The organism is Dietzia sp. UCD-THP, from assembly GCF_000349585.1.
In the GTDB taxonomy this organism is placed as follows: domain Bacteria; phylum Actinomycetota; class Actinomycetes; order Mycobacteriales; family Mycobacteriaceae; genus Dietzia; species Dietzia natronolimnaea_A.
In genome coordinates, this window is the sequence record NZ_KB714653.1 from 155,676 (window position 1) to 166,983 (window position 11,308).

Sequence of the window (11,308 nt, forward strand, 5' to 3'; positions counted from 1 at the left end):
CCGTCGTCAGCCGGCAGATCCCGGGCCCGGGGAATCGAGAGCAGCGAGAATCTCGGTCCCCCGGGCCCGGGTCTCGTCGGTGAGGAGGTCCGGGACCCGCGCCAGAGTCAGCGCGGCATCGGCGACCCGTGCCGGCGTGTCGGCCGGTATCGGCGACCGCGTCCGTCGCCGGTAGGTGATGACGTTCTCCACCAGTCCGACGAGCATCGCCACGTCGACGTCGGTCGCGGGCTCCCCCGTCGTGCGTTCGAGCAGCACCCGGTAGGCCTCGTGCAGTGAGTCGCGGACGTCGTGGAACTCGCTGAACTGGTCGCCGTCGAGAGCCGGTTCGAAGTACAGCACACCCAGGTTCTGCGGATCCTCGTGCAGCAGTCCCGCATCGGCGTATGCCAGGGCCCACAGCAGCACGTGTCCCGGGGCATCGCTGACGAGCAGCCGGTCGGCGATCCGGTGGGACGGGATCACCGTGCCGAGCACCAGCCGGAGCAGTATCTCGTCCTTGGACCCGAACCAGTGGTAGACGCTGGCTTGCTGCAGTCCTGCGCCCTCGGCGATGGCCCGGGTGCTGGTCCGGCCGAAGCCCTTGGTGACGAACAGTTCCCCCGCAGCGTGCAGGATGTCCTGCTCGCTGCCGAGTCCGGTCGGCGACCCGGGGGTGCGGCGCGGCCGTCCACGAGTGCTGGTCACCTGGCAGAGGGTATCAATGCCTGATCAGAGGCACCTACCTCTGGTCGTCGACGGCAGAGCGCACCTGCGAGATGAACAGCAGGACCGGCGGAGCCGGCCATGAAGAGCATCAGCGAGACCACCGCCCAGCGGCAAACTGGGAACTAGCCCAGCGGCGAACTGGGAATTACCCGCGGGCGGCCACTGCGTGCCTGGCGGCCTCGACCAGGTGCTCCGCGGCGCGGCTCATCTTCTTCAACTCCGCGACGGTCAGATCCTGATGCGTGTAGGCGACCTTGTTCTTCAAGTTGAGCAGAGTGTTCAGGTGTCTCTCGGATCCGCTGTCCGCCCGCTTGAGTAAGGCGACGGCCTCACTGTGGTTGCCGGTGTTGGAATGCAAGCCCAGACGCACACAGCACATGACATCCGAGGCGGCAATGCCCGCGTCGACGTACAGGTCCCCGGCGGCGTTGGGCATCTCCTCCCCGAGATGATCCGCAGCGTCGAGAAACTCGGATGCCTTGGACATGCGCCCTGCGGTGACCACCGCATCGCAGTTCCGTTGCCCCGCCATCACGACCTCCTTGCCGATCGCACCTGCGAGATGAACCAGGCCCGTGTCCCCGCGACGGTCAGGCCCTCCCGTGACACGTCATCGAGGAGGGGTTCGGCTGCGTCGGCTGCGGCGCGGAACTCGTCTTCGGCGAACTCGACGATCCGGCCTTCGTTGCCGGTCCACGCGGTAATTAGCCGGGCGAGTTCAGTCACCCGCTGCTCCCACACGTCGTTCTCGCTGTCGGTCGCGCGCACCAGCAACACGTCGATGTCGCTGTCCAAACCCATGCGTCCCGTCGCCGCCGACCCGAACACCGCGCCGTACCGCAATGCTGTTCCCCACTCGCGCAGGTGGTGCTCGAGGCGGTCCAGGAAGGTGGAGTTCAGCCGCGACAGCTTCACGATCGGTTCGGTCGCGAGGTGCTCGGTGTTGAGGCGGTAGGTGTGGGTCCGGCCCACTCCTTCGTGCAGCACCACACCCTGAGCAGTGAGGCGGTTGAGCACTTTGCGGATTCCCTCCCCTGACGCGGTGGAGAGGATCCGCTGGATCTGGCTGACCGTGAACGTGGCGTCCGCGCTAGCCAGGACCGCCAGCACGTCGCCGTCCAGTGTCGGCGTCACGGTGGCAAACGGCTTGTTCAGCTGCACGATCCACACCCCTCTCCAACTAAAGTTAGAGTATCACAACTATAGTTGGAGTGCCGGATGGCGTCGTTGCGGTGGTTTCTGTCGAGCACGAACGGGGAAGTCAGTGCTCGTCACAGACACTCCTGCCGCCCTGCGCCCTGCCCTCAGCCCGAGACCTGCCGACGCCTGAACCCCACCAGTCCCGCGACCCCGAGCGCGCCGGCCATCACGAGGACCAGCAGGAACGGCGCCGGGGCGAACTCCTCCACCGGGACCGCGGCGAGATGGTGCAGCGGCGAGAGCGACCGGAGCCACCCGGGAAAGTCCAGCAGGTCGGCGAAGTTGGCCACCAGGAACATCAGCGCGACCACCGCCCAGCCGACGGGCGCCGTCCACCGGGGCGCCCAACCGTAGAGCACCGCGCAGACCCCCAGCACCAGCAGGACCGCCGGGCTGGCGCCGAGGTGCGAGCCGATCACCCCGCCGACGAGCAAGGCGTCACCGGTGACCACGGCGGCGGCGAGCGCAGTACAGACCCCGGTGACCGCCAGGATGAGCACTGCGCCGCAGGCCACCACGGCGAGGTGGGCGCCCACCCACGAGGCCCGGCTGACGGGCGTGGCGAGGATCAGGTCCGCACGGCCCCTGCCCTCCTCGTCGCGAAGGGACTGCATCGCGTACACCACGTACGCAGCGGCGAGGACGGCGATGAACGTCCCGAGGAAGGACACGTACCCGTCGACCAGGCCCCGGGCGCCGAACATGTCCTGCATCGCCTGCGGCATGTCCCCGCTCGCACTGAGCATGGCGTCGGTGAACGCGCCGTTGACTGTTCCCAGGACCACGATGGCCGCGCCCCACCCGAGAAGAGCACCGCGCTGGAGCCGGGCGGCCAGGCCCACCGGCCGCCCGAGCGACCGGCCGGCGTGGGCGGGCCCGGGGCGGGGGGCGAGGAGACTCGCCCCGAAGTCGCGTCGTGACTGCAGGACATAGGCGGCGGCCGAACCGACCACGGCGACGACGACGAGGGGCAGCAGCGGCCACCAGCGGTCGTACACGTAGGGAGCCGTCTGGGCGGGCCACCCCAGGGGCGAGGCCCAGGACAGTGCAGAGCCTCCGACGGCCGCCATGTCACCGAGGGCTCGGAGGAGGAAGGAGACCCCGAGCACCAGCCCGGCCATCCCCGCCGCCGCCCGCGAGTACGCGCTGAGCTGCGCGGTCACCGCCGCTATTCCGGCGAACGCCATCCCCGTGAGCGCGGTGCCCAGCCCGATGAGGACCGAGCCGAGCGGGGCGTATCCCATAGCGATCGACAGGCCCGCGACCACGGCGAATGCGAGGGCGTTGGTGATCGCGGCGACGATCAGGGTGGCGGTCAGGGCGGAGTGTCGGCCGGTGACGTTGGCGCGGACCAGCTCGGCGCGGCCGGTCTGCTCCTCGACGCGGGTGTGCCGGGTGACCAGCATGATGTTCATGAGCGCGGCCAGGAGGAACAGGTACGGGGCGTAGCCGGCGGCGAAGAACCGCTCGAAGGTGGGGGCGTCCATGCCGAAGGCCGGGCCGGTGAACATTCGGCCCACCGGCTGGGTGAACAGGGGCACCACCGCGGCCAGGTCGTCGTCCGTGGGCGCCAGCTGCGGGAGGGCCGCGCCGATGTACACCACGAACAGCCCCAGGCCGCCGACCCAGGCCGGGAGCTTGATCCGGTCCCGGCGCAGGAAGAACCGGGCGAGCGTGCCGGTTCCTGCCAGCGGGGAACCGCCACCCGCGGCATGCGGGCGCTCGCGGGCGGGAGCGGTCGCGGTGGTCATCGCGCTACCGGTCATCGCGCTGCCGGTCATCGCGCTGCCGGTCATCGCACTGTCCCGGCGTCAGCAGCGTCGCCGTAGTGGCGCATGAGCAGCTGCTCGAGGGTCGGCGGGTGGGCGACCAGCGAGCGGACGCCCAGTGGTGCGAGTGCACGGACGGCCTCGTCGACTCTGTCCCCGTCGACCTGGAAGCGGACCTCGTCGTCGTCGATCTCCACATCGTGGACACCCTCGACCCGCCGCAGATCGCCCGCCGGTCGGTCCGTACGGGCGACCATCGTGGTGCGGGTCATGTGGCGCAGCTCCTCCAGGCTCCCGGTCTCGACGGTGCGACCCTGCCGCACGATGGAGATGCGGTCCGCTAGCGCCTCGACCTGCGCGAGGATGTGACTGGAGAGCAGGACCGTGCGGCCGGCGGCCTTGACCTCACCGATCGCCTCCTGGAACACGACCTCCATGAGGGGGTCCAGGCCCGCGGTGGGTTCGTCGAGCAGGAGCAGGTCCACCTCGGAGATCAGCGCGGAGATCAGCGCCACCTTCTGCCGGTTGCCCTTGGAGTAGGTGCGGGCCTTCTTGGTGGGGTCCAGGTCGAAACGCTCACACAGCGCGTCGCGACGGCGCCTGTCGAGCGGGCCACGCAGCCGGGCGAGCAGGTCGATCGCCTCTCCGCCGGTGAGCGTGGGCCACAGTTCCACGTCCCCGGGCACGTACGCGAGCCGGCGGTGGAGCTCGACGGCGTCGGCCCACGGGTCTCCGTCGAGCAGGCGGACGGTGCCGGCGTCCGCGCGGAGCAGGCCCAGCAGGACGCGCATGGTGGTGGATTTGCCGGCGCCGTTGGGGCCGAGGAAGCCGTGTACCTCGCCCCGGGCCACCTCGAGGTCCAGCCCGTCGAGGGCACGCGTGGTGCCGAACGTCTTGACCAGTCCTCTCGCCGAGATCACGTGGGCGTCCATCATGTTCACCGTTCCTTCCGGGGGTTGTCCGGGGCGTCAGGCCTGTCAGGGGTGTCGAAGGCGTCCGCGAACCCGTCGGCCGCGCCCGGTTCGAGCAGGCCCTGGCTGAACATCTCCACGACCGGGAGCATGTAGGGCGCGAGACTCTCCGGCGGGGCGCTGGTGTCGAGGAAGTCCACGCCGAGCAGCCGGTTCATGTGTTCGTGCAGGACCAGAGCGCCCAGTGACCAGAGCGTCAGCACGACGACTCGCTCGCGCGGATGGGCGCTGGGCGTGATGAGGCCCGCCTCGACGGCGGCGGCGGTGTACGCCTCGGCGTCGTCGACCATCTCGTCGATGAGCTGCGCGAGGTGATCGCCGCCCTCCGAGAGGGTGCGGGCCAGGTAGCGCAGCAGCGGGCGACTGTCCTCGATCTGCCGCAGCGACTGGAGCGGGTCCAGCTGCGGACCTTGCCCCATCGCGGATTCCTTGCCCTGCCGCACCAGCCGCACCACGTGCTCGTCGCAGGCCCGGTGCAGTCGGTCCTTGCTCCCGAAGTGGTGGAGGATCAGCGCCTGCGACACCCCCGCCTCGGCGGCGATGGCCTTGAGGCTCGTTCCCTTGACGCCGTGCGCGCCGAACTTGGAGATCGCCGCGTCCAGGATGCGGTCGACTCCGCTTCGATGAGCGCCGCTTCGATCGGCTCCGCTGCGGGACGGGTCATCCTCGGGCATGTGGGCCGCCTCTCGTTGCTGACTGACTGTTCAGTCAGCGTAGGACGGGCGGCGTGGGGCGTCAACACGCGATGATCATCGCGCCGGGCCGATGGGCCCCGGCTCGGCCGCGGGCGCGCCTTCGACGACGGCCTACCGGGAAGGCCGGATCCGGTCCCAGCCCGCCGTCTCCTCCGCCGCGCGATGCGTCTGCTCGAGGAATCGCAGGAGCATGGCGTCGGGATCCGGCGCCTGCCGCACGAGGTGGTACGGCAGGACGTACTCGCCCAGCTCCGAGTGCCAGTACGCGGGGCCCTCGACCGCCGGATGGGTGTCGTATCCCTCGGGGTGGGGATAGGCGTACGCGTAGAAGATCCCCTCCTCCGCGCCGCCCGGCCAGTACCCCGCGCTCGACACCTCGTCGCTGTAGGCCTCGTACATGACCCGGTCCGGACAATTCGGGACGCCGCCGGGGTGTTCGGGGGCGGTGCGTCCGGAGAACCGGGTGACGGCCAGGTCGAACGCACCCCAGAAGAAGTGGACGGGCGAGGACTTCCCACGGAACCCGCCGCGGAACCTCGAGAGGACTGCGTGCGCGCTGACCAGCGACCTCCAGAAACGGGCCACGGCGTCGGCGTCGTACGACCCGTGCGTGGCGTCCTCGGCGAACGGGATCACCTCCGGGAGTTCGACTGGGGTCCCGACGATCGGCACATCGAACCCGAGATCACCCAGGTGGCCGGTGTACTCGGCGTAGAAGTCGGCGACGCTCCGCGGTCCGAGCGCCATCCGGCGGGTGCTGCCGTCGGTGACGAGGAACAACAGTTCGTGGCTGACGAAGTCGAAGCGGATCTCCAGGCCACGGTGCTCGGCCACCATGAGAGAAGTGGTGAGCCCCCGCGCGTCCACGTACAGCGGGACACCCCACCAGTGGTTGATGTCCGGCCCGAGGGCCATGCGCGTCTTCCCGACGATCTGGGTCCACAGGTGGAGTGTGTCCCTGGTGTCGATCCACGACTCCAGGGGCAGGGCCGGCCAGGGCTCGTCTCGCGTCTCAATCGACTCATGATCCCCGACCCGGACGCAGGGCGACACCCCCGATTCATGGGCGGCGGACGGGAGCAATGGCGGGCGGGAGCGATGCCGTCAGCGCGAGGTCACAGGACCCCGACCAACTCACGGAGGGCACGACGGGCGCTCGCCGCGTCGATGGGCGCCGGGGTGGCCGTCAACTGTGCGGCCAGCCCGTCGAGCGCGGCATGCAGTGCGGTCACCCGTGCCTCGAGGGCGGGATCCGACAGCTCGGGGATCGTCGCGGTCGAGGCGACCACGCGGTGCCCGTCATCCGGGTCCGCCACGAACGGCGGGACGGGAGTTCCGTGGAGGTGACCGATCACCCTGCGGCACTGGTGGCGCGCTCCCGCCCACCCGGCCTCGCGCCACCGATCCAGCGCGACCGGAAAGGACGCGGAGTCGGCGACAGCCGACCACAGGAACCACTCGACGCGGCGAGGTTCGTCCAAGGGGAGAAGCTCTTCCAGCAGCGCACACGCGGCGACCCGGGCACCCTCCGCGGTGGTGGCGTCATCCAGGGCACGAATCAGGGGCACGAGCCGGCGCGCGGCCTTCGCGGTGACGTCGGCCATCACGTGTTCCAGCAGTGCCTCCTGGGTGGGAAAGAAGTGCCTCACAGCCCCGGCGGACATCTCCGACTCCGTCGCGACACCACGCACCGACGCGGCCTGGAGGCCCCCGCGAGCGATCAACCGCAACGCAGCCTCGACGATGTCGCGTTGCCGCTGCCGCCCTTTCACGCTTCGTGCCATCCACCCTCCCCGCGTCAGAACCCGGCCTGGCCACCGCCGATGGTGGACGCCCCCGGTCTTGATATCCCCGACCCGACCACCGTAGTCTCACAAAAACCGACACACCCGTATTGGAAAGTGGGACGTATGCGCCGTTCGGTCCAGCTCTCACTGGTTGCCGCCCTGACCCTCCTGTCGACACCGGTGACCGCCGACGCCCGATCCGAGAGCGACTCCCTACACGACCGCATCGAGCACATCGCGCACGAGGTCGTGGGCGGGTCGACCGCCGGCATGGCGGTCTCCGTGGTGGACGGGTCGCGGATCGAACTCCTATGAGCCTGGGGCCACGCGGACGACGATGGCGAACGTCCACTCGGACCGGACTCGCGTCTCCCCGTCGCCTCGGTCTCCAAAGTCGTCACCTCCCTGACCGCACTCACGCTGCACGAGGAGGGCACCCTGGACCTCGACGCACCGATCGAGCGATCGAGCGGGGTCCGATTGCGGGACGAACGGGCCACCGTTGACCGGACACCCCTGACGGGGCGGCACCTCCTGACGCACCACGGAGGCCTCGCCGAGTCGACCTTGATGCCCCCGTCCGTCGACGACGGCGACCTCGATCGCCCCCTGTCCGACTGGCTCGAGCGCCACCCGCCCGTCCCGGGCCACCCCGCGATCGGGATGCACTACTCGCCCCTCGTCGGCTACGCCCTGCTCGGTGCGGCGATCGAGAACGCTACCGGAACGGACTTCGACCACGCGGCCCGCCGCGCAGTGCTGGATCCGGTCGGCGCCGACTCCGCGACCTTCGAGGAGTCGACGGATCCGGACGATGCCGTGATCGTCGCGGCGACCGACGGCGGATTCGAGGCCACGCCGTGGCCCCGGGTCCCGGAGACCCCCTCGGCCTCACTCCGGTGGTCGGCACGGGACTCCGCCGCCCTTCTCTCGGCGCTGACTGTCCGGGACGGTGCACTCCCCGAGCGGGTTGTCGAGGAGGCTCGCACGACCAGCGTCAGGCCGCATCGCGGCGGCGGCGGTCACACCCAGGTGTTTTTCGAGGACCACCGCCGGGGTGTCAGGGTGCTCGAACACCCCGGGGCCAACGGGGTGGCCTGGCTCGCGATCGTTCCTGAGGCCGACGTAGGTGTGTTCGTCGCCGTCACCTCCCACGAGACCGCCGCGATGGAGGCGACCGACGCGGTCGTCGACTGGACGATCGACGCCGGACGTGCGCAACCGGCGCCCGCTGCGCCCGCGCCGGCGATCATCCCCGGATGGCTGCCGTCGAGCCGGCCGGCGATCCCGACAGGCACCTTCCAGGAACGCCTCTTCACAGGCCACGGACCGGAGAAGGCGCTGCGCAGCCTGCTGGGGCAGGTCCAAGTGACAGCCGACGGGCACGACCTCCTCATGAAGGGTCGGCGGCTCTCACCCGAGGGAGAAGGGCGGTGGTGCGACCAGGCGGGCTGCGTGGCGGGGCGGATCAGCGACTCCGGCATCACGGTGCTCGAACGTGGGGATCGCGGCATGCTCGAGCAGACGCTCACCCCCGCGTCGACATGGGACGATCAACGGACCATCGTGGCCGCGTTGGCCGCCTGGGGACTGGTCGTCCTCACCATCGCGATCCGGGCGGTCTGGCGGCTCGTCCGGGGCATCCGCGGACGCGCACAAGGCCAATCGCTGGCACCGGGCATTGCGGTCAGCTGGGCCGCCTCCACCACGGCCACCCTGGTCGCCGTGGTCATGGTCCCCCTCGGCCCGCTCCTATGGGGCTCATCCTCCGCCGCGACGCCCCATGCGGCCGCACTGTGGTCGCTGACCGCATTGGCAACGACCACAGTCGCGCTCGCCCTCGCATGGGTCATCACCTCCGTCCGCCGATGGCGGACGGTCTCCACACGCCACGTAGTCGCCGCCGGAATGTGCGCCGCCCTGGCCCTGCCGATGCAGATCTACCTGGTGGACTGGGGCGTCACCCTGCCAGGGTGAGCCCGGTGCCGCTGGACGGCGTCGTGGTTGCCGCAGCGGGCACTGCAGTAGCGCCGCCCACCGTTCCGGCTGGTGTCGACGAACACCTCGGGGCACCCCGTGCGGAGGCAGGCCCCCAGACGGCCGCCCTCCGACTCGACCGCGAAGATCGCCAGACCCCCGGCGGTGATGGCCCTGACGCGCTCCACCACGTCGTCGCCGTCGGCCGCGAAGTGCAGGTGGGGCTTGTGACCGTCGTGAGTACTGAGGGTCGGCCGCGAAGCCGCCGACTCCAACAACTCGTTGATCGCGGCGCACGTGCTGTCCACATCCGGGGCCGAGAACGGTACTCTCAGTCGAGACGCCCACTCCCTCAAGCGTTGTGACCCTTCCTCGTCGAGATCGGGCCTGCGAACGTTGTGGGCGCGGAGCACCGCGACGGCCGCGCCGGAGTCCCACGACCGCCCGGCGAGAGAGGCCAGCTCCGCCGCAAGCGTCGGGCCGACCATATTGCCATGGTTGAACTGCACTGACCCATTGCACCACAGTCAGCGCATGACCACAGCAACCCGTTCCACGAGGATCCCCGACCACCACGCCCCGGCCACGCCACCCGCGGCCCCGGAGGCGCACTATCACCGGTGGGTTCACCGCTCCGCCCACCGCACGAGCGAGGGCACTGTGACCTACGAGTCCTGCCACTGCGGGGCGCATCGTGTCGTGCGCGCCGGCGTGCCGGTCGCCTGGGTGGCCGGTACGCCGCCCACCCGGACGGGGCACCCCGGCACATGAGGTCCTCGGCCTACAGCGCGGGCGCGGGCGCCGAGCTGAGGAAACGCTCAGGTAGGCTCCGACCCAGTCGGTTCGGTCCCGCCTTCATTCCCGGATAGCTCGGAGAGCAGGCAGGGCCGATGCAAAAGGGAATCCGGTGCGAATCCGGAACTGTCCCGCAACGGTGAGAGACCCCAGCGCCCGTGTTCATCACGTGTCATCTGGTCCTCGAGTCCGATACCTGCCGACGCAGGGGCGCACACGGCGCTCCTGTCATGACGGCCGAGGAGCCTCTACAGATGAATACGAACAGACGTCGACCGCGCGTGTCTCGTGACAAGGTGGTCGCCCTGCTGGCAATGCTCGGACTGGTGGTCAGCACCGCATGTTCGGCGCCGGAACAACCCGCCGAGAACCCGCAGGACCAGACCATCACTGTGGTCGACGACGCCGGGCGGACCGTCGAGTTCGACGGCCCGATCGAGTCAGCCGTGGTGGCGAACCGCTACAACAGCGAGCTGATCCGGGCGATGGGCGACATCGACAAGGTGATCGCCGTGGACGGCAACACCGCCCAGGACCGCGTCTACTGGAGCCAGTTCGACCCGGACAACGTGATCGGCAAAGGCCAGAGCGAACTCAACGTCGAGAAGATCATCGAGCTCGACCCCGAAGTGTTGATCCTGCCGCGCAACGGCAACGTCGACGAGTACGCCACCGCCCTCGAACCCGTCGGGATCAAGGTGCTCACCGTGACCGGCTGGGACAACGGCGATTTCGCCTCGCAACTCGAGATCCTCGGCAGCGCCTTCGGCAACGAGGCAGGAGCAGAGAAGGTCACCGAGTTCTTCGAGTCGACCAAGGCCGACATCGCCGACCGCGTGGGTGGGATCGAGCCGAAGAAGACCGTGTACTGGGAGTACGGAGACCCCTACACCACCGCGATCCCCGAGACGTCCAACGACGGCTGGCACCAGATGATCGTGGCCGCGGGCGGGGTCAACATGTTCGGCGACCCCACCCTCGAGGGCGACACTGTCGACCCGGAGCAGATCCTGCGCACCGACCCCGATCTGATCCTCAAGACCACCTCGGGCGGGGCCCTCAAGAACACCGGCGTCTACACTCCCCCGGCCGACGGCGAGTTCGCCTCGATCGGCCAGGAGATGGTCGCGCGTCCAGGCTGGTCGGAGCTGACGGCGGTCCGCGAGGGCAACGTCCACATGATCACCGGATTCGCCGGGGGCGGACTCGGCAAGATCGTCGGCGCGGTCTACCTGGCCACGTGGCTCTACCCGGAACAGATGCAGGACATCGACCCCGACGAGGTCTTCTCCGAATGGCTGGGGCTCCAGGGCATGGAGCTGCCCGAAGGCCACGTCTACACCGTCCCGGCCGTACGGTGAACTGACGATCCGTGGTGGGTCGAGCCTCCGGCGAGGATCGCCGGG

General features: G+C 69.7%; 12 protein-coding genes, 1 pseudogene and 1 riboswitch. Of the genes and pseudogenes, 4 read left to right on the plus strand and 9 right to left on the minus strand.

Annotation, left to right across the window (positions count from 1 at the left end; all coding sequences use genetic code 11):
* Nucleotides 1–6: 6 nt before the first annotated feature.
* The 8 genes from H483_RS32750 to H483_RS38225 all read right to left on the minus strand — a co-directional run bounded on the left by H483_RS32750 (nt 7) and on the right by H483_RS38225 (nt 7,127).
* Nucleotides 7–687, minus strand: coding sequence for a TetR/AcrR family transcriptional regulator (locus H483_RS32750; RefSeq protein WP_017837572.1), 681 nt, complete (start codon nt 685–687; stop codon nt 7–9).
* 166 nt (nt 688–853) lie between these two features.
* A complete protein-coding gene (locus H483_RS32755) occupies nt 854–1,240 on the minus strand; it encodes a hypothetical protein (RefSeq protein WP_017837573.1) in 387 nt (128 codons plus the stop codon).
* The gene (locus H483_RS32760; protein ID WP_031265018.1) at nt 1,240–1,869 is read right to left on the minus strand and encodes a nucleotidyltransferase domain-containing protein; all 630 of its coding nucleotides are present in this window, start codon (nt 1,867–1,869) and stop codon (nt 1,240–1,242) included. The genes H483_RS32755 and H483_RS32760 overlap by 1 nt, the downstream gene beginning before the upstream one ends.
* 143 nt (nt 1,870–2,012) lie before the next feature.
* Complete coding sequence (locus H483_RS32765; RefSeq protein WP_017837575.1) at nt 2,013–3,704, minus strand: ABC transporter permease; 1,692 nt, start codon at nt 3,702–3,704, stop codon at nt 2,013–2,015.
* Nucleotides 3,701–4,612 (minus strand): ABC transporter ATP-binding protein, encoded by a 912-nt coding sequence (locus H483_RS32770; protein WP_031265020.1) that lies wholly within the window; start codon nt 4,610–4,612, stop codon nt 3,701–3,703. Before H483_RS32770 ends, H483_RS32765 begins: the two co-directional genes overlap by 4 nt.
* 2 nt (nt 4,613–4,614) lie before the next feature.
* Nucleotides 4,615–5,322, minus strand: a complete 708-nt coding sequence (locus tag H483_RS32775) for a TetR/AcrR family transcriptional regulator (protein WP_017837577.1) — start codon at nt 5,320–5,322, stop codon at nt 4,615–4,617.
* A gap of 132 nt (nt 5,323–5,454) precedes the next feature.
* Nucleotides 5,455–6,360, minus strand: coding sequence for a DUF5996 family protein (locus H483_RS32780; protein WP_031265022.1), 906 nt, complete (start codon nt 6,358–6,360; stop codon nt 5,455–5,457).
* A gap of 98 nt (nt 6,361–6,458) precedes the next feature.
* Nucleotides 6,459–7,127: a TetR/AcrR family transcriptional regulator gene (locus tag H483_RS38225; RefSeq protein WP_081615205.1), complete on the minus strand. Its 669-nt coding sequence runs from the start codon at nt 7,125–7,127 to the stop codon at nt 6,459–6,461.
* A gap of 126 nt (nt 7,128–7,253) precedes the next feature.
* Here H483_RS38225 and H483_RS32785 point away from each other — a divergent pair, with 126 nt between their 5' ends.
* On the plus strand, nt 7,254–7,445 hold the full coding sequence (locus tag H483_RS32785) for a hypothetical protein (protein WP_017837580.1): 192 nt from the start codon (nt 7,254–7,256) through the stop codon (nt 7,443–7,445).
* A gap of 15 nt (nt 7,446–7,460) precedes the next feature.
* Nucleotides 7,461–9,107: pseudogene (locus H483_RS32800) on the plus strand (serine hydrolase domain-containing protein); the annotation flags it as partial.
* On the opposite strand, the gene H483_RS32805 reads toward H483_RS32800, so the two are convergent.
* On the minus strand, nt 9,071–9,595 hold the full coding sequence (locus H483_RS32805; RefSeq protein ID WP_238556329.1) for a CGNR zinc finger domain-containing protein: 525 nt from the start codon (nt 9,593–9,595) through the stop codon (nt 9,071–9,073). The pseudogene H483_RS32800 and the gene H483_RS32805 overlap by 37 nt on opposite strands.
* Before the next feature lie 46 nt (nt 9,596–9,641).
* Between H483_RS32805 and H483_RS39240 the strand changes: the two genes are divergently transcribed.
* Both H483_RS39240 and H483_RS32810 read left to right on the plus strand, forming a co-directional pair.
* Nucleotides 9,642–9,878, plus strand: a complete 237-nt coding sequence (locus H483_RS39240; RefSeq protein ID WP_152427999.1) for a hypothetical protein — start codon at nt 9,642–9,644, stop codon at nt 9,876–9,878.
* Between the two features lie 78 nt (nt 9,879–9,956).
* Nucleotides 9,957–10,121: riboswitch (cobalamin riboswitch) on the plus strand.
* A 62-nt stretch (nt 10,122–10,183) separates the two neighbouring features.
* A complete protein-coding gene (locus tag H483_RS32810; protein ID WP_017837584.1) occupies nt 10,184–11,263 on the plus strand; it encodes an ABC transporter substrate-binding protein in 1,080 nt (359 codons plus the stop codon).
* The last annotated feature ends 45 nt before the right edge of the window (nt 11,264–11,308 follow it).

Excerpts from the sequence above, each read along its gene's own strand:
- H483_RS32755 (WP_017837573.1), bottom strand. The coding sequence starts at position 1,240 with ATGGCGGGGCAACGGAACTGCGATGCGGTGGTCACCGCAGGGCGCATG.
- H483_RS32765 (WP_017837575.1), bottom strand. The coding sequence starts at position 3,704 with ATGACCGGCAGCGCGATGACCGGCAGCGCGATGACCGGTAGCGCGATG.
- H483_RS32770 (WP_031265020.1), bottom strand. The coding sequence starts at position 4,612 with ATGATGGACGCCCACGTGATCTCGGCGAGAGGACTGGTCAAGACGTTC.
- H483_RS32775 (WP_017837577.1), bottom strand. The coding sequence starts at position 5,322 with ATGCCCGAGGATGACCCGTCCCGCAGCGGAGCCGATCGAAGCGGCGCT.
- H483_RS38225 (WP_081615205.1), bottom strand. The coding sequence starts at position 7,127 with ATGGCACGAAGCGTGAAAGGGCGGCAGCGGCAACGCGACATCGTCGAG.
- H483_RS32785 (WP_017837580.1), top strand. The coding sequence starts at position 7,254 with ATGCGCCGTTCGGTCCAGCTCTCACTGGTTGCCGCCCTGACCCTCCTG.
- H483_RS32805 (WP_238556329.1), bottom strand. The coding sequence starts at position 9,595 with ATGGTCGGCCCGACGCTTGCGGCGGAGCTGGCCTCTCTCGCCGGGCGG.
- H483_RS39240 (WP_152427999.1), top strand. The coding sequence starts at position 9,642 with ATGACCACAGCAACCCGTTCCACGAGGATCCCCGACCACCACGCCCCG.